The sequence below is a fragment of the Undibacterium sp. FT79W genome (assembly GCF_014284215.1).
GTDB lineage: Bacteria > Pseudomonadota > Gammaproteobacteria > Burkholderiales > Burkholderiaceae_D > Undibacterium > Undibacterium aquatile.
Genome location: NZ_JACOGB010000003.1, coordinates 403,853 through 421,901 on the forward strand (window position 1 = coordinate 403,853; position 18,049 = coordinate 421,901).

At 49.8% G+C, this 18,049-nt stretch carries 14 protein-coding genes; 8 read left to right on the plus strand and 6 right to left on the minus strand.

What is annotated here, in order from left to right; translation table 11 throughout:
* Positions 1-6: 6 nt before the first annotated feature.
* The 3 genes from H8K38_RS07215 to H8K38_RS07225 all read left to right on the plus strand — a co-directional run bounded on the left by H8K38_RS07215 (position 7) and on the right by H8K38_RS07225 (position 3,356).
* Positions 7-1,077 (plus strand): hypothetical protein, encoded by a 1,071-nt coding sequence (locus H8K38_RS07215; RefSeq protein ID WP_186884115.1) that lies wholly within the window; start codon positions 7-9, stop codon positions 1,075-1,077.
* A gap of 1,015 nt (positions 1,078-2,092) precedes the next feature.
* A complete protein-coding gene (locus H8K38_RS07220; protein ID WP_186884116.1) occupies positions 2,093-2,620 on the plus strand; it encodes a DUF2059 domain-containing protein in 528 nt (175 codons plus the stop codon).
* Positions 2,621-2,885: 265 nt separating this feature from the next.
* Positions 2,886-3,356 carry an N-acetyltransferase gene (locus tag H8K38_RS07225; RefSeq protein WP_186884117.1) on the plus strand — a complete coding sequence of 157 codons (471 nt, stop codon included), beginning with the start codon at positions 2,886-2,888 and terminating at the stop codon, positions 3,354-3,356.
* Positions 3,357-3,515: 159 nt separating this feature from the next.
* Here the strand turns inward: H8K38_RS07225 and putA are convergent, their stop codons facing one another.
* The gene (putA, locus tag H8K38_RS07230) at positions 3,516-7,175 is read right to left on the minus strand and encodes a trifunctional transcriptional regulator/proline dehydrogenase/L-glutamate gamma-semialdehyde dehydrogenase (protein ID WP_186884118.1); all 3,660 of its coding nucleotides are present in this window, start codon (positions 7,173-7,175) and stop codon (positions 3,516-3,518) included.
* Between the two features lie 151 nt (positions 7,176-7,326).
* Here putA and H8K38_RS07235 point away from each other — a divergent pair, with 151 nt between their 5' ends.
* Entirely contained in the window at positions 7,327-7,785 is a 459-nt protein-coding gene (locus tag H8K38_RS07235; RefSeq protein WP_110254407.1) for an Lrp/AsnC ligand binding domain-containing protein, read from the plus strand.
* A gap of 126 nt (positions 7,786-7,911) precedes the next feature.
* Here the strand turns inward: H8K38_RS07235 and H8K38_RS07240 are convergent, their stop codons facing one another.
* Positions 7,912-8,424, minus strand: a complete 513-nt coding sequence (locus tag H8K38_RS07240; RefSeq protein ID WP_186884119.1) for a MarR family winged helix-turn-helix transcriptional regulator — start codon at positions 8,422-8,424, stop codon at positions 7,912-7,914.
* A gap of 93 nt (positions 8,425-8,517) precedes the next feature.
* Between H8K38_RS07240 and H8K38_RS07245 the strand changes: the two genes are divergently transcribed.
* Positions 8,518-9,402, plus strand: coding sequence for an EamA family transporter (locus H8K38_RS07245; RefSeq protein WP_186884120.1), 885 nt, complete (start codon positions 8,518-8,520; stop codon positions 9,400-9,402).
* Positions 9,403-9,524: 122 nt separating this feature from the next.
* Here the strand turns inward: H8K38_RS07245 and H8K38_RS07250 are convergent, their stop codons facing one another.
* From H8K38_RS07250 to H8K38_RS07260, 3 genes are all read right to left on the minus strand, one after another.
* Positions 9,525-10,229 carry a riboflavin synthase subunit alpha gene (locus tag H8K38_RS07250; RefSeq protein ID WP_186884121.1) on the minus strand — a complete coding sequence of 235 codons (705 nt, stop codon included), beginning with the start codon at positions 10,227-10,229 and terminating at the stop codon, positions 9,525-9,527.
* A 121-nt stretch (positions 10,230-10,350) separates the two neighbouring features.
* Complete coding sequence (locus H8K38_RS07255; protein WP_186884122.1) at positions 10,351-12,396, minus strand: sensor histidine kinase; 2,046 nt, start codon at positions 12,394-12,396, stop codon at positions 10,351-10,353.
* A 138-nt stretch (positions 12,397-12,534) separates the two neighbouring features.
* Positions 12,535-13,503, minus strand: coding sequence for a LysR family transcriptional regulator (locus tag H8K38_RS07260; protein WP_186884123.1), 969 nt, complete (start codon positions 13,501-13,503; stop codon positions 12,535-12,537).
* A gap of 139 nt (positions 13,504-13,642) precedes the next feature.
* Between H8K38_RS07260 and H8K38_RS07265 the strand changes: the two genes are divergently transcribed.
* Positions 13,643-13,960, plus strand: a complete 318-nt coding sequence (locus H8K38_RS07265) for a hypothetical protein (RefSeq protein WP_186884124.1) — start codon at positions 13,643-13,645, stop codon at positions 13,958-13,960.
* A gap of 47 nt (positions 13,961-14,007) precedes the next feature.
* Positions 14,008-14,400, plus strand: a complete 393-nt coding sequence (locus H8K38_RS07270) for a DUF2798 domain-containing protein (RefSeq protein WP_186884125.1) — start codon at positions 14,008-14,010, stop codon at positions 14,398-14,400.
* A 223-nt stretch (positions 14,401-14,623) separates the two neighbouring features.
* Here H8K38_RS07270 and H8K38_RS07275 read toward each other — a convergent pair whose 3' ends face one another.
* Positions 14,624-16,486 carry a phosphoenolpyruvate carboxykinase (GTP) gene (locus tag H8K38_RS07275; RefSeq protein WP_186884126.1) on the minus strand — a complete coding sequence of 621 codons (1,863 nt, stop codon included), beginning with the start codon at positions 16,484-16,486 and terminating at the stop codon, positions 14,624-14,626.
* A gap of 342 nt (positions 16,487-16,828) precedes the next feature.
* Here H8K38_RS07275 and H8K38_RS07280 point away from each other — a divergent pair, with 342 nt between their 5' ends.
* A complete protein-coding gene (locus H8K38_RS07280) occupies positions 16,829-17,803 on the plus strand; it encodes a D-2-hydroxyacid dehydrogenase family protein (protein ID WP_186884127.1) in 975 nt (324 codons plus the stop codon).
* Positions 17,804-18,049 lie beyond the last annotated feature (246 nt).

Consider the following 18,049-nt stretch of genomic DNA (forward strand, 5'->3'; position numbering starts at 1 on the left):
CCTGATTTGAATAATTCCATCCCACCGCGTCTGGTGGCTGATGCCCTATGGTTGCTGACCGCACGTTCACGCGGTGGCAATCATTGGGTCAGTAATGCCCATTGCCAGATCCAGACCATAGAATTTGGTGGCCACAGCCATCCCGTCAGCTTGCTTGAACACAGCGATTGGCAAGAATGCGCCGCGTCCAGCCCGCGTTCGGCTTGGCTGCGTGCCAACCGCTACCGTCTGACACAGTCGGCTTCCGCCACCGCCCGCATAGCTGATGCCCTGTCATGTCTGGTCTATGGGCCGTTATCGGCACTCATGCACACCGGCAAGCTGGATCAGGCTGCCCTGGTTGCCAATTACCTGCTGCCGACCAGCCTTTATCCGGCCTGGGGGGCAGACGATATCCGGCTGATGACAGAACGATTGCAGACAGCACATCCGCAACGTCCGTTGATGATGCAGCATCTCAGCTCTGAAGTTTGTCCGCAACTGATGCAACATCTGTGTAATCTGGGTTGGAAAATGGTAGCGACACGTACCGTCTTCCTGTCGGATCCGCAGCAAACCCATCCAACCAGTTTCTGGCCTGACGCTGATGTCGAGATTGTCGGTCAGGATCAGCTCAACAATAGCGATCTGCATGAATTGCATGCGCTGTATCTGCAGCACAAGGCGGAGCAAAGCTATCACCTGCAGACGAATTTCAGTCTGGCATTTTTTGAATTATGTCTGGAAACCGGATTTGTTGAACTGACTGGCCTGCGCTGGCAAGGACACTGGGTCGGCGTCCTGGGAACTTATACACAAACAGACAGCGACTGGCTCACTGCCCCGTTGATGGCGTGGGATCACAACTTGCCTGTGTCAGTAAAACCGGAACACCTGCTACATGACTTATTCATCCGGGAAGCACGGCAAAAACAATTGCGCCTGCACTGCGGTACTGAGCAGAAAATCGCTCCCGACCACAGTCATAGTGCGATTGAATATACCGCCGTTTACGATCAACACTTGCCAACTACTCAGAAAATCGCCAACCGGTGGTTCTCTGCGCTGTTTCAGCAATGTGTTTATCGTCCTTCATAATCAATCGGCATCAATCAACAGCACGACATCGCCGTTTTACTGAATACCTGAATAAAAATTAAGACAACACTTGCAAGCATTCAAGCTCAACGCCGAGCCTATAAAACCATAACAAGTACAAAAATTAACGCCGAATCAGAGTTAAAACCCTGTGGATAAGGCTTTGCATATCCACAGTATCGTTTGGGGAAAACCGTCAGACTTTTCCCCAGGTTTTTATTTATCCCAAAACTGTCATCAAACGATACAAGGCTTATCAGAACAGATATACAGTCACTAAGTCTTTGTTTATGTGAATAAATAAGGACTTATCCACAAAATATCGCGCCGTTAACTATCACTACTATGTATATATAAACTAAGTTATATAAGTAAACCGGTTTTGAATATTTTTCAAAGTTTCAGCTCATCGCAAACCACAAACAGATTTAAATTTAAAAATTTTTAAATCTGATCCTGTTTCAACTCAATTTAAAAATAGATCAGCAATCCATGTAGAAAGAACGCCTGATTTTTTTTAAACGTCGAAAAAATGAATAACACCATGTTGAAAAGCCAGTTTTTTTACCCACAAAAGCCGTATGCCAGTGGAAAACAAGTTTATTGCTGACCATTTTTTTATCAAAACAGCCGCAAAAAGACAGAAAAGCCACGTTTTTTGAAAATATTTTTGTGGATAAGCTCACTGATATCCACTGCATACATTGTGCGTAAACAAGTAAATGCTGGCCGGATACTTTTCTATCCCGATTTTATCCTGTGGATATACAGACTTTTTGCACCGCCTTATCAATTGCTTAAATAATTGATTCTGTGGACGTTTACTGACTTATCCACAGCACATGAATGGCGTTAACAACTACTACTATTTATATATAAAGTTATTATCTTTAAAGGTATCCACAGGCAAAAAAAGCTAAATCCCCACAAGCAAAAATTTCCTTTAGAATCCGTTACTTAGAAATCCAGCACCGCATTACGGCGGGTTCTTCGTCTTTTTCTTCTGGGGATATTCATGAAACTTTGGCATACCTTGTCGCTTAGCCTGACACTCAGTCTTTTTGTGGCAACAGCTCACGCTGCTGCACCGACCGATGCGTCCATCAAAGAGTTATTGCAGGCAACGCAGAGCAAAGAATTGCTGCAATCAGTTCAATCGCAAATTGACAATATGACCGCCGGCATCATGCGTGACGCTGCCAGTAGTACGAAAATCGATGAAGAAAAGCAAAAAGCGCTGGATAAATTCCGCGAAAAGATGATTGCGATTCAAAAAGAAGAACTTTCCTGGGAAAAAATGGAACCGATACTGATCAGCATCTATGCCAGCTCGCTGACGCAGGAAGACGTTGATGGCATTACTGCATTTTATAAATCGCCTGCTGGCAAAGCCTATGTGCAAAAAATTCCGGCCATCATGCAGCAAACCATGACGCAAATGCAGGCAAAATTAAAGCCTATGGCTGAAAAAGTGAAACAGGCTCAAAAGGAATTAAACGAAGAATTTGCGAATATCGATAAAAAGAAAAAAGCATTAAAATGATTTATCTTTATTTAAAATTATTTTAATTTTCATTAAATGTCGTTAATTTTTTTGTTAATTTATTTTTCTGCTGATGCCAAAAAAAATCTTCATCAAAAAAAAATCCCTGATTTGTTCCAGTTTTTCATGCATTTCGGAGGAGTATCATTAATTTCGGCTCTAATCTCAGCGTCAACATTGGACTTTAAAATATACTCCCCCCAGTATTTTTTATCGCTGAAAGCCGGTTCTGGCCGTTGGAATACGCTTATTTCGCTGACAATTTATGTATTTACGATCTCTCGATGCTGCCGACGCGACACATATTGCATGCCTCTGGCTGACGGGAGCAGCAGAAAGTGGAAAAACAGAAGCCGCTTACTTACCGCAAGTATCTCAGCAAGCCTATGCGGCGACGCTCGCGGGCGATCTGGCCTCTGAGGCTTGTATAGGCTGGGGGATCTTTGATGCCGCCACAGCAAGCTTACTGGCCTATCTGACGGCAAAAATCGCCACTCCCGAAGCTGAATTTAAGCAAGTTCCGTATTTATACCTGTTGGATCTGGATGTGCATCCGCAACAGCGGCGGCGCGGATTTGGTGCAAAACTGATTGCAGCTGCCAGAGCGTATGCAGAAACGCAGAAACTTGGCAGCATCGAAGTCAACTGGCTCGCCGAAGACGCGCAGGCATCTGCATTCTGGCTTAGCCAGGGATTTGGACAATTTCTGGTACGTGGACGCTATCGCTTGTCCTGAGACTGCCAGCACCGCTCAAAACGTCACCGGCCGCGTATTTGTAAAGCAAAAGGCAAAGTAGAAAGCAAAGCAAAGCACTGCACAACATCCTAAGCAAATGCAGCGCAAAAAAAAGCCCGCACATCAGCGGGCTTTTTGCAAATGATGATCAGGCCGCAATCAGCTCGCCATCGCCATCAGGCTGGCATTACCGCCAGCTGCTGTCGTGTTGACGCATAAAGCCCGCTCTGCGACCAAACGCCAGAGTGGAATCTCCGCGGCATGCGTTGTCTCGATCACGGATGCAATCGCCCCGTCAAGCGCCGCAAAGACGGGTTTGTAAATATTCAGCAAGCTGCTTTCGACCAATGCAATCTGTGCGCCGCAATCCTGCACTTCAGCGCTGATGATCTGCTGCCGCAGTTCTGCCGGAAAACTGGCTGGCAACAGCATCAATGCCTGTTGTGGCAAAACCGCAGTGTTACCGGTTGCGAGTGTCGCTGCAAGCTGATTCAACAGGCACGGCAGGCTGCTGGCCGCACAATAGATACGACCACGCGGTACAAACGATAAAGTATTGCGTTCGCCTGTTGGACCTGGCAGCACTTGCGTGATCTTATATGGCGTCTGATGGCTGTATTGTTCGCCGAGATTGCCCAGTTCCTGCATGTGCTGGGTTTTCGCCCACACGAGTAAGGTGCTCAGCGCAGCAGGTTCTTGTCGCTCATAGACGGTGTGGCCGCCAAGGCTGATATCCGGCTTGCGTTGCAGACGTTTCAGATACAGCGGACCACCGGCTTTTGGGCCTGTGCCGGATTTACCTTCGCCGCCAAACGGTTGCACGCCGACGACCGCACCGACGATATTACGATTCACATAAATATTGCCGACATGAGCGCGGCTGGTGATGAAATTAATCGTTTCATCAATCCGTGAATGCACACCCAGCGTCAGGCCGAAGCCTGTGCCATTGATCTGATCAATCAGTTCGGACAACTGATCGCGGCGGAAGCGCAAAATATGCAGTACCGGACCGAATACTTCTTTTTGCAGTTCGGCCAGATTGCTGATTTCTATAACCGTTGGTGGGATAAAGGTGCCTTGCTGGCAGCTTTTCGGCAGTGTCAGGCTGAATACCGATTTGCCCAGGCCACGCATCGCATCGATGTGCCGTTGTAAATTGTTTTGCGCTTCTGCATCGATGACGGGGCCGATATCGGTTGCCAGGCGATCGGTCTGACCGATACGTAATTCTTGCATCGCACCGTGCAGCATTTCTATCGTTTTGTCAGCGATATCTTCTTGCAGACACAAAATACGCAGTGCTGAGCAACGCTGACCTGCACTGTCAAAGGCAGAGGTCAAGACATCGTTGACGACTTGTTCAGGCAGAGCGCTGCTATCGACGATCATCGCATTTTGGCCGCCGGTCTCTGCGATCAGCGGTATATCGATGCCTTCAGCGACCGCGCGTTTGCTGAGGGTGCGGTTGATGATCTGTGCGACTTCGGTTGAACCTGTAAAAATAACACCTTTGACGCGGGCATCTGCAACCAGTTGCGCACCGACGACTTCGCCAGTCCCAGGTAAAAATTGTAATGCTGCACGGGGGATGCCTGCTTCGTGCAACAGCTGTATCGCGCGATACGCAATCAATGGCGTCTGTTCTGCAGGCTTCGCCAACACCACATTACCCGCCGCCAGAGCTGCGCTGACTTCACCGATAAAAATCGCCAACGGAAAATTCCACGGGCTGATACAAACTACCGGACCGAGTGCTTTGGTATCGGCGTGTGATTCGACCTGCGCTGCGTAATAGCGTAAAAAGTCGACCGCTTCACGCACTTCTGCAATTGCATTCGGCAGCGATTTCCCCGCTTCGCGTATGGCGAGTGCCATGAACTCAGGTGTATTTGCTTCCAGTAAATCAGCTGCTTTTTTCAGGCTGGCCGCACGGATCGATGGGGCGGTCGTTTGCCATTCCAGTGCGTAGTGTTCTGCTGTGTACAAGGCTTGTTGCACGTCTTGCGTATTGGCTTCAATCACCGCACCGACGGTATCAGACAGACAGGCCGGGTTGCGTACATCGCGCTGTACGATGGCACTGCTGTCACTGGCTAATAATGGCGTGGCAACGATGAACTGGCTGGCGGCGCTGTTGAATTCTTTCGATATTTCCTGCAGCGTGATTTCATTAGAAAAATCCAGACCGGCAGAATTCTGACGTTCATGACCAAACAATTCGCGTGGTAGGGCAATACCTGCATGTGGCTTGCCACCGAGATCGCGCGCAATCGCAATCGGATCCGCGATCAGTGACTCAATCGACACGCTTTCATCGACGATCTGATTCACAAACGACGAGTTGGCGCCGTTTTCCAGCAAGCGACGCACCAAATAGGCAAGCAAAGTCTGATGCGAACCCACCGGTGCATAGATACGGCAAGGCTTATTCAGCTTATCTTTACCGACAACCTGATCGTATAAAGTTTCGCCCATGCCGTGCAGACACTGGAATTCATAATCCGTCACGCCTGCTTCTTTTGCCCAGGTATAAATTGTCGCCAGCGTCAGTGCGTTGTGCGTGGCGAACTGTGGATAAATCACGTCGGTCGCTGCCAGCAAGCGTTGCGCACAGGTCAGATACGATAAGTCGGTATACACCTTACGTGTGTAGACCGGAAAATCACTCATGCCATCGACTTGCGCACGTTTGATTTCGGCATCCCAGTAAGCGCCTTTCACCAGACGCACCATAAATTTGCTGCCGCTGCGGCGCGCCAGATCAATCAGATAATCAATCGCATACGGGCAGCGCTTTTGATAGCCCTGCACCACGTAGCCTATGCCTTCAAAGCCTTTCAGGTCGGGATCGAACGCCAGTGCTTCCATCAGATCGAGCGATAATTCCAGCCTGTCGGTTTCTTCCGCATCGATGTTCAGGCCGATGTTGTAGTGCTTTGCCAGCATCAATAAATTTTTCAGCAGCGGCAATAATTCCGTCATCGTGCGTTCGCGTTGTGCACGCGAGTAACGCGGATGCAAGGCCGACAATTTCACCGAAATACCCGGGCCATCTTTGATGCCGCGACCATTTGAGGCTTTACCGATCGCGTGAATCGCGGTTTCGTAAGACTGATAATAATAGGCCGCATCTTTGGCGGTCAGTGCTGCTTCACCCAGCATGTCATACGAATAGCGGTAACCGCGTTTCTCATTTTCCTGACTGTTTTTCAGCGCTTCTTCTATTGTTTGCCCAGTGACGAACTGATTGCCGAGCATACGCATGGCGAGATCTACACCTTTACGGATCAAAGGTTCGCCGCCTTTGGCAATCAGACGCGTCAACGCAGCGCCAAGGCCTTGTTCGCTATTGGTTGCCACCAGTTTTCCTGTCACCAGCAAACCCCAGGTCGCAGCATTGACGAACATAGACGGTGATTCGCCCAGATGTTTTGCCCAGTCGCCTTTACTGATTTTGTCCGCAATCAGGCGATCTGCGGTCTGATGGTCAGGGATGCGCAACAGCGCTTCGGCCAGACACATCAGTGCGACACCTTCTTCGGACGACAAAGAAAATTCATGCATCAGCGCATCGACACCGGAAGCACGCGTGCGTTGCTGACGTACTGAGCTGACTAATTTTTGCGCAAGTTCTGCAACATTATTTTGTAACGAGGGGTAAGAATTAACTTGTGACAGCAGATACTGCACAGCCTCGGTTTCATTGCGACGGTAAGCGTTGGTAATTGCATTTCTGAGTGGGCTGATATTCACTAACAGCTCGGCATGCAGTGCCGCAAACGGGGATGTAGATGTAGTCACAGAGGTCGCAGTCATATAGAAATAATAAAAACAAATATGATTTCATTGTATCGACGCTGCTCAATGATTAATTCTGGAAAATAGAACTCATATCGAAATTTTCTTTTTTGTGAGAAAATAATCCCGAATATTATTAATCACCACTCTGATCAATTTTTGACTTCTTATGCTAGACAAAATCAGTAAAAGAATTCTGGCCGAATTACAAAACGATGGCCGTATCAGTAATGTAGAACTGGCGACACGGGTTAACCTATCCCCGGCAGCCTGCCTAGAACGCGTGCGTAAATTGCAGGAGTCCGGCTACATTCTTGGTTACACAGCACAACTCAATCCGCATCTGCTGGATGTGGCTTTGCTGGTGTTCATCGAAGTTGTGCTCGACAGAACCACTCCCGATGTATTTGATGCGTTCCGCCGCGGCGTGCAGGCAATTCCCGAAGTACTGGAATGCCACATGGTTGCCGGTGGTTTTGATTACCTGGTCAAAGCCCGTGTGAAAGACATGAACGCCTATCGCGACTTTCTCGGTAAATCTTTGCTGCAATTAAATGGTGTACGCGAAACGCATACCTATGCAGTGATGGAAGAAGTTAAAAATACCAGCTGTCTGCCGATCAAATAAGTGGCTTGCTGTTGCCGGTATCATGCCGGTAATGGGTTCACTACGATAAGTGGATAACCCGCCACATACAAACGCTCTAAAAAAATTGGCCACCTGACGCAGGTGGCCAATTTTCATGCTGCGTTGTTATTGCTGGTTAAGTTCCTCAAGCACTGCAAGCAATTCCGTCAGACGCGCATTCAGCGCTGCCTGACTGCTCGCTTTCAGCGGTGCCAGTATCCGTCTTTCATTTTCCACATGCGCTGCGACAGCGCGATCGATCAGCTTCAGGCCACTGGCGGATAATTGCACCAGCATACTGCGGGCATCAGCCGGGTTTGGCAGACGCTTGATCAGTGCGCGGTTTTCCAGACTTTGCAGGCGGTGCGTCATCGTACCGGAAGTGATCATCATGCTGGAAAATAAGGCTGTTGGCGTCAGGCGAAATGGCTTACCTGAACGACGTAGTGTCGCCAGCACATCAAACTCCCAGGCGCTGAGGTTAAACTCTGCAAATGTAGCGTCCAGCTGCGGTCGTAACAGCGCTGTACAACGCCCGAGTCGGCCGATAATTGCCATGGGGCTGACATCCAGATCAGGTCTTTCATTGCGCCATTGTTCCAATACTGCATCAACGGTATCTGATTGAATTTGAGTCATTCTAGTTCCTTCATTTATCTTGATATCAAGATTATATATCTTCTGTTTGTCTTCTTTGTGATAAGATTATTTATCTTGAATTGAAGATAAATAATGAAAAAATTTTCCGCGAATTCTGTCGCTTGGGGCGACATTTTAGTTACGGCGCTCGCGCCGGTTATCTGGGGTAGCACGTACATCGTCACTACGCAATTTTTACCGCCGGATCGCCCATTTACAGCAGCGCTGATACGGGTGCTACCCGCGGGTATTTTGCTGTTGTTGATGACGCGTTGTCTTCCGCGATTTTCTGCCTGGCCACGATTACTGTTACTGGCCGCACTGAATATAGGATTTTTCCAGGCTTTATTATTTATCGCTGCATATCGCTTACCCGGTGGTTTAGCAGCCGTGGTCGGCGCTTTGCAACCTTTACTGATGATCGTGCTGGTATGGGCGTTTGATCAGCGTAAGCCAGGTATGCCAGTGATTTTCGCCGCGATCACCGGTGTTCTCGGCATGGCTGCATTATTACTGGGGCCAGGCTCTGTTTGGGATCCGGTTGGCATTGCAGCGGCACTCTCAGGAACGGCCTGTATGGCAGTGGGAACTTATTTATCGCGGCGCTGGAACATTGCCTTACCAGTGCTGGCATTCACCGGATGGCAATTGCTTCTGGGTGGCTTAATATTGCTGCCACTTGCCTGTTTGTTTGATCCGCCATTACCGGTACTGACGCCGGTGAATCTCGCTGGGTATGCCTATCTGTGTGTGATCGGAGCCTTGTTCGCGTATGTGTTGTGGTTCCGCGGTGTTGCACGGCTACCGGCAGTGGCCATATCTTCGTTGGGACTGTTTAGTCCTTTGACTGCAGTATTGTTGGGGTGGATTTTTCTCGGGCAAACAATACGCGGGTTATCGTTGGCCGGATTATTGATGGTGCTGTTAAGCATCCTTGCAGTGCAATGGCTGAGTAAGCCAGCAGCGCCGAAAAAATAGTGACAAGCGTCGTCTGTTCGACTTAACCTGCAAATGGTGTGATGACTGATTCTATGCAAGATGAATTCGTCATCAACCGAAAGAACGCATTTCACCGCGACAGATGAAATGCGTTCTGCCTGTCACTTTTCTGCTTTGATAGTGTTCAACAATTGCGCGCTGCTGACGCCTTGTTGTTGCAGCAGCGATTCGAGTGCGGGCAGCAAGGGCCCCAGCGTTTCACTCAGTATATTGCGCACCGTATCGACGATTACCTGAGTGCTGCGCTCGATTTCTATATTCAGAGCAGCACCTACCTTTTTCTCTGCAAATACCGTCATGCGCAATGTTTCCGGGATCAGCCAAACTTCAAACCAGGCTTCATCGCGGTTGACCTCAGCAATCGTCAGGCTGGCACCGTTGATGGCGATGTAGCCTTTAGCGAAGATGTAACGCAACCAGACCGGCGGAACCGCGATACGGATCACGTAGTTATTTTCCAGTTCACGGATCTGGGCGACGTGCGCTGTGAAATCGACATGCCCGGATAAAGGATGTCCACCGATTTCAGCGCCGTCTCTGGCAGCACGTTCAACGTTGACACGGCTGTTTTCGGCATAACTGCCGAGAGTGGTGATCGTGAGACTTTGTTGCATCACGTCGAAGTCTGCTGCACGCTCACCATGCAATTGCGTGACGGTCAGGCAAACACCATCAACCGCAACGCTGGCGCCGATTTCCAGTGCGTTCGCAAAGCCATCGGGAAACTCAATCTGAAACGTGCGCAAGCCCGGTTTGTCGTTGATGCTTGCGATGCGGGCGATACCTTGTACTATGCCTGTGAACATGATGATAACAATGGAAAGTAAATGGAAAATTGGCGAGCAGCCGTGATTGTAAGGTGAATTGCAAATACAGATGCAGCTACACGGATAGTCGGTTATTTGATCCGCTAGTTCATTCGTTGGTTCAAGTGCCGGTCAGAACCTGCACCTGTGACGGAGATACCGCCGCCAGCGGTAATTCGACCATGAAACTGGTACCAGCACCCAGCGTACTGACGCAACGGACGCAGCCATCTTGTGCTTCGCTGAGTTTTTTAACGATGGATAAACCCAGCCCGCTGGAATGTTCGCCAGCCGTTGGTGTCGGCGATAATTTTGAAAACTTCGTGAACAAATGTTGCTGATCTTCACCGGATAAACCCGGCCCTTCATCGCGCACTTCGAACCGGCCCCTGCCATTGTGCTGACTGATTGTCAGCCAGATTGTTTTTTCTGTCGGAGAAAATTTGATCGCGTTTGAAAGCAGGTTATCGAAAATACGTATGCAGGCATTCAGATCTGCGGTAACGAAAACACTGCTGTCGATATCCACAACGGTATGCAGATTTTTCGCTTTCAGTGCCGATTCATATTGCTGAATGATATCTCTTAATAACTGACCGAAATCGACGGTTTGTGCCGACAAATGAAAGTGTCCTGATTCCAGCGCATTCACATCCAGCAGATTGGTGACGATATGCATCATCCGCTGACCGCTGTTACTGATACGTTCCAGATACTGATGCTGCTGTTCTTCGGAAATCTGATGGCGCATCTTACGCAGCAGATCACTCATGCCAATAATGCTGGTCAATGGGTTTTTGAGATCATGTGCCGCAATCCCGAGTATGTCGTCTTTCTCTTTATCCAGCAGTTTCATGCGTTGAACCGCATCATCCAGTTCAGCGGTTCGCAATTGCACTTTGGCTTCCAGCTCATATTCAGCCTGCTGCGAAATTTTCAGCAACTGCCGCTGTATATCGACGCTTTCTTTTTTAATCAGACTGATTCTGTAAGCCTGTGCTAATGCCAGCAAGATCGCTTCCATTGCAGAACCGATCTGGAAACCGTAATCTGTGATCCAGCTGGATTCCAGAATACCGAGATTGCGTAAAGGCAGGAGAAAAATACTGACGACCCAGGAAACAGACGCAACACAAACGATATACCCCGGCAGGTACCCACGCAGACCTGCCAAAAAACAGATCGGTAAAAAAAAGATGACCTGAACCAATCCGACTAATTGCACAAACTCAGCAATGGTCGTGTTGTATCCAGCCAGAATAAGGGCAATAAAAATCAGCACCATGACCTGCATGATTTTGAATGCCTTGTAGAAAAATGGCATCGTTTCTTTGAGCCGCAGAAAACTGCTGATAAATAACGATGAGACGAGAATAATTAATTGTGGTAACAGTGCCGGCATGATGTCGACCAGCCAAGGCCAGTCGGGGGCGATAAACATGCCTATGTGGCCGTTGATACTCATACCGGCAGCCAAGGTTCCGAATGACAGCAGCAGGTAATAGAACATGGAAATATCGCGATAAGTGATCAGCAATATCGCGTTGTAGATAATCATGGCCAGCATCACACCATAATAAATACCCATCAGGCTGGCGATGTAGTCAGAGGTCTCTGTGAATTTATTCGGTGTCCACAATACTGCGCGGAAAAAGACGGAGCTAGTGCTTTGTATCCGTAAATACACCGTCGTCGTTTCTGTATCCTGCAGATAAAGTTTGAAAATGGGATAGTGGTGCCGGATTTCCTGCTGTGAGAAAGCAATGTGATCACCCGCCCGTTGAATTTCCATGCTGCCGTCTTTGCCGCGGCGATACATGCGGATATCGTCAAGCATAATGGGCATCATTTCCAGCAACCACATCTTATTGCTGTCGGCGCTGCTTCTTTGTAAATCCAGACGTAGCCAGAATGCCGATTCGGAATAACCTGCGCTCAGATTTTTTGACAGTGGTTTGAATTGGCGCGCGATCTCCGGTGACAGAATATCCTGAATATCAAGCTTGCCAGTGGTGTCTTCAAATAATAGAAAATTATTATGCAGAGGTATTTTCTGTTCGCCTTTTTCGAGCAAAGTCACTGCCGCCTGCGCTGTTAATCCTTTGAGTAAAAAAGATAACAGCAACAAGGCGAAAATAAAAAATCGGCGATAGCGGGCTGTATGCATCTTTCTGGGCGGGTAAGTCGCTATACGGAAACGAAGCGAAAAATCAACGCGGAATGTAAAAAACTGTTAAACAGATGAAGCAGCCTAACAAGTTTCAATCCGCTTAGCAATCAGAAAGAACAATAAGATACTTTTCAGTTATTCCTGTTTGTCCTGCTGCAATTCCGGGATCAGATTGGAATGCGTCATCGTGATCAGATTGTTTCTCAGCCATTGATGCGCGGGATTGCGGGCATCGCGTTCATGCCACAACATATCGATATGTACCGCCGGGGTTTCAAACGGCAATTCTGTCCAGATCAGCGCGTCGGTCATGCCAGTGGCTGAAATCAGGTGTCTTGGCAACACCGTCAGCAAGTCAGAATTCGCAACCACGCGGCCTGCTGTAAAAAACTGGTTGATGGTCAGCAAAATACGTCGTTCACACCCCATTTTGCTCAAAGTTTCATCAATCAGCCCATGGGCCCGTCCTGAGAAACTCACCAGCAAGTGATTGGCACCGCAATAATCATCGACCGTCAGGGTTTTCCCCGCCAGTGGATGATTCTGCCGCATCACGCAGACATAGTGACCAGAATACAGCCGTTCATGGCGGATGGCGCTGTTGCCAGCGGTCTGGCTTCCGGAAAGCTGAGCGACGACGCCTGGAAAAAAACCGACCGCAATATCGATATCACCATGTAGCAGCATAGGGCGGGGTTCGCGCGTTGTCAGCGGCATCATGCGGACGTTAATACCGGGAGCGTCATTCTGAATAGAGCGCACCAGCGTTGGCATCCACAGTGCTGCAGTAGCATCTGCCATCGCCATGCGAAACGTCAGCTGCGCCTGTGAGACATCAAAGGCACCGGGCGCAATGGCTGATTCCAGGCTGGACAAGGCCTGCCGTATGGTTGGCCACAATGCCTCGGCGCGCGGAGTCGGCTTCACGCCATACGCGGTGCGTATCAGTAATTCATCGTTCAGTGAATGGCGCAGGCGTTTCAATGCATTTGACACGGCGGGCTGGGTCATTGCGAGTTTATCTGCTGCGCGGGTCAGGTTTTGCTCAATCATTACCGCATCAAACACCCGCAATAAATTCAGATCCAGTGTCAAAAAGTTCATGTTGTTTGCCTCCGTTAATATCGTTATCTGCAATTATTCACAAACAATATATTGATTATAGGAAATCGAAATTAGAATTATATGTTGCAATGCAATATGATCTGATTACTCCCAAATGTAAATAAAAGTAGAGATCATCATGACTTTCCTCAATATCGCTTTCCCTGCCACCAGTGCACTCCCTGTTGCCGAAGTTGCTATCAGCGCTTTGGTTGCCGCTGCCCGTCCTTTGATTGGCCTGAGCATCCTGACCACAATGTTATTGGTCTTTAAGCCATTGATTACAGGCATGTTGCGCGCATTGAAGCTGGCTGTATTCCCAAACAAAACACGCGAAGAAAAATCTGCCATGCGCAATTTGCGCAGCATGCTGGCCGTTCGCAATATCGCCAACGAACTCGACAGCACTTCGCCTAACATGGCCGCTGAGCTGCGCGCACTTGCGGCTCGCGGTTAATCAACAATTTTGCAATGCAACATAGCCCAGTGTACAGCGAGTTAACCATGTCTGCCTATACCCCAGCTTACCAGCGTACAACACCGCGTGAAGTCGCTGGTTCCAGAAGTCTGGCATCAATGCTGCCAAGTCTGCTGATGACAGGTTTGCTGACTTTGATCGTCACCGCCATCTTGCGTTTGTTGTGGGTTGGTCTGACTAACGACTTCTTCGCATCGTGGATGGAAGCATGGCTGACGACCTGGCCTATCGCATTTCCACTGGCTTACATGGCGTTGCCTGTGATTCAGAAAATCTCACGCAGCCTGAGCAAACCTGCTGTGTTGAAGCGTCGTACACAGGGCATCACTATTGCAGCGATACAGCAAGTGTCTGATGACGTCACCGTGCAGAATGGCTTAACGGTCAAAGCACCACAACTGCCGAAAATTGTACGTTAATTGCTCGCTGACCGACCCGATTTGTCTCAAAAAAGCCGCTGATTCGTAGCGGCTTTTTTTACGTGCTCTGCTGCTGTCGGCGTGATTGTTAGCGTCAGTATTTTTGCTGCGCTGCTCAGGTCAAAACGGATAAACACTACTCGCAGCTTGATTTGCATCGATATAAAAAAGGCGCGACATCGTCGCGCATTTTTACCGGGCTGAATTTATTGCGCTGACAAACTTACATGCTCAGGCGGTTTTTCAAAGCAACGCGAGTTGCTTCCAGTTCTGCCGGCAAACGGTAAGCCAGTTTTTCAAACAACTCGGTATGCAACACCAGCTCTTCTTCCCACGCGGTGACGTCGATCGATGTGATGGTATTGAATTGTTCCTGGGTGAATTCCAGACCATCCCAGTTCAGATCATCAAAGCTCGGTGTCACACCAAAGACGTGTTCCACGCCATTCGCTTTGCCTTCGATACGTTCCAGCATCCATTTCAGCACGCGCATATTGTCGCCGAAACCTGGCCAGACAAATTTGCCGTTTTCATCAGTACGGAACCAGTTCACGCAGTAGATCGATGGCAAAGTCGCGCCGATCGCATCGATTTTCTTACCCATATCCAGCCAGTGCTGGAAATAGTCGCTCATGTTGTAACCCATGAATGGCAACATCGCGAATGGATCACGGCGTACCACGCCTTGCTGACCAGCCGCCGCCGCAGTAGTTTCAGAGCCCATGGTCGCCGCCATGTAAACGCCTTCGATCCAGTTACGTGCTTCCGTTACCAACGGCACTGTCGTTGAACGACGGCCACCAAAGATGAATGCAGAAATTGGCACACCAGCAGGATCATCCCATGCCGCATCGATCACAGGGTTTTGTGTTGCAGCGACAGTGAAGCGCGCATTTGGATGCGCCGCTTTACGGCCTGTTTCTTTACCGATGGCTGGCGTCCAGTCTTTACCTTGCCAGTCGATCAGATGCGCTGGCGCTTCTTTCGTCATGCCTTCCCACCAGACATCGCCGTCGTCAGTCAGCGCGACGTTAGTGAAAATAGTGTTGGCTGTCAGCGATGCCATGCAATTTGAATTCGTTGCCGTGTTGGTGCCCGGTGCCACGCCGAAATAACCTGCTTCCGGGTTGATCGCATACAAGCGGCCATCTTTACCTGGTTTGATCCACGCAATATCGTCACCGATCGTCGTCACTTTCCAGCCTTTGATTGCTGGAATCAGCATCGCAAAATTCGTTTTACCGCAAGCCGATGGGAACGCCGCTGCGACGTAATGTTTTTTACCTTCTGGTGATTCCACGCCCAGAATCAGCATGTGTTCTGCCAGCCAGCCCTGATCGCGGCCCATGGTCGAAGCGATACGCAGCGCAAAGCATTTTTTACCCAGCAGCGCATTGCCGCCGTAACCAGAACCAAACGACCAGATTTCGCGGCTTTCAGGATAATGCACGATGTATTTCGTCGCATTGCATGGCCACGCCACGTCTTGCTGACCAGCTGCCAGCGGTGCGCCGACGGTGTGCACGCAAGGAACGAAATCGCCATCTGTACCCAGCACGTCATACACCGCTTTGCCCATACGCGTCATGATGCGCATGTTCACTGCCACATACGGCGAATCAGACAATTCAACGCCGATATGCGCGATTGGTGAACCCAGCGGGCCCATAGAGAAAGGCACCACGTACATCGTGCGGCCTTTCATGCAGCCATCGAACAGCGGGTTCAGCGTCGCACGCATTTCTGCCGGTGCCATCCAGTTGTTGGTCGGGCCCGCATCTTCTTTTTTCTCAGAACAGATGAAAGTGCGGTCTTCCACACGCGCCACATCGGTAGGATCAGAACACGCCAGATAGCTGTTTGGGCGTTTTGCATCATTCAGTTTTTTCATGGTGCCGCTGGCAACCATTTGCGCGCACAGGCGATCATATTCTTCCTGTGTGCCGTCGCACCACACGATATTGTCTGGCTTCGTCAGCGCAGCAATATCAGCGATCCAGCTGATCAGCTTCTGATGTTTGACATAAGCGGGCGCATTAATTGTTGCACCGATGGCCGCGATGTCGTTGGCGGTTGTTTGACTCATACTGACTCCAATAAGATTGCAATAAAAAAACCGGGGTAGCAGCGCGGCAGGGTCGTCATTAGAAAGTCAGGCGATGCGAGCACGAATGGGGCAATTCCCAGCTCCAGCAAGGCGAACACGATGGCGGCGGTTCTGTCGGATAATAGGCCACCGGGACGATGATCCCGATGCCAGCTTGCGTCGGCGCGGTAGGCGGACGGAAGAATCAAAAAGCTACGTAACCGGATATTCTACACGGACGCGCCCATTTGGGTGCAGTTCACATCAGATTTATTATCACAGTAGTACCGTTTTTGAAAGTGAAACTGTTTCAACAGTGGCGCTCTATAAGGAAAAAAAATCATGAAGATTGCCATCCTCGATGATTACCAGGATGTCGTGCGGCATTGCCAGTGCTTTGCCATGCTCAAAGACCATGAAGTCAAAGTATTCAACAGCAGCGCCGTCGGTATAGGCCAATTGGCGATACGCCTCGCCCCGTTTGATGCACTCGTGCTGATCCGCGAACGCACCCGCTTTCCGCGCGCCCTGCTGCAACGCCTGCCGAATTTAAAACTCATCTCACAAACCGGCAAAGTCGCCGGCCACATCGACCTCGCCGCCGCCAGAGAGAAAAACATCGCCATTGCTGAAGGCGTGGGTGACGCCACCGCTCCCGCCGAGCTGACCTGGGCGCTGATCATGGCCGCCTCGCGCCGCCTGACTAATTACTCGTCTTTACTGCAACAGGGAACCTGGCAGGCATCTTCCGTCCAACCGGAGCGCAACCGACTGGGGCGCGTGTTAAAACAACGCCGCCTCGGCATCTGGGGTTACGGCAAAATCGGCAAACGCATCGCCAGTTACGCTGCCGCGTTTGGCATGCACGTCACGGTCTGGGGCAGTGAAACCAGCCGCGCACAAGCGCTGCAGGATGGCTATCAGGCCGCTGCTTCGCGCGAGGCATTTTTTACCGACAGCGATATTGTCACCCTGCACCTGCGCCTGAATGACGCCACACGTGGCATCGTGCAGCCAGACGATCTGGCCCGCATGAAACCGGATGCCCTGTTCGTCAACACCAGCCGCGCCGAACTGCTGGCACCGGACACCCTCGTCCACGCGCTTGATGCTGGCCGCCCCGGTTTCGCCGCCATCGACGTCTTTGAAACCGAACCCGTACCGCAAAACCACCCGCTGCTACACCGTGAAAACGTCCTCGTGACACCGCACATCGGCTACGTCGAACAAGACAGCTACGAACTCTATTTCGCCGCCGCATTTCAAAACATCCTGAATTTCGCCGCCGGAACACCGACCAATTTATTGCAGGGGTGAAGGTGGGGTGTGGATAAGATTGGATATGTCCACAATCAGCGGCGGTGCGCGATGTGGCGGCAGAACGTCTGATTTTTAACGAGCGCATGAAAAAACGTATCCAGTACATGCACACTTTTTCAGTCGATTAGCGGTCATGCAGATAACGCAAACGTTCGCGCACCTGATCCAGCAAGCGCGGTTTTTGAGGGATGATGCTTTTGTTCATTTGTTCATTTGTTTATACTGTATTAATTATCAGTACAA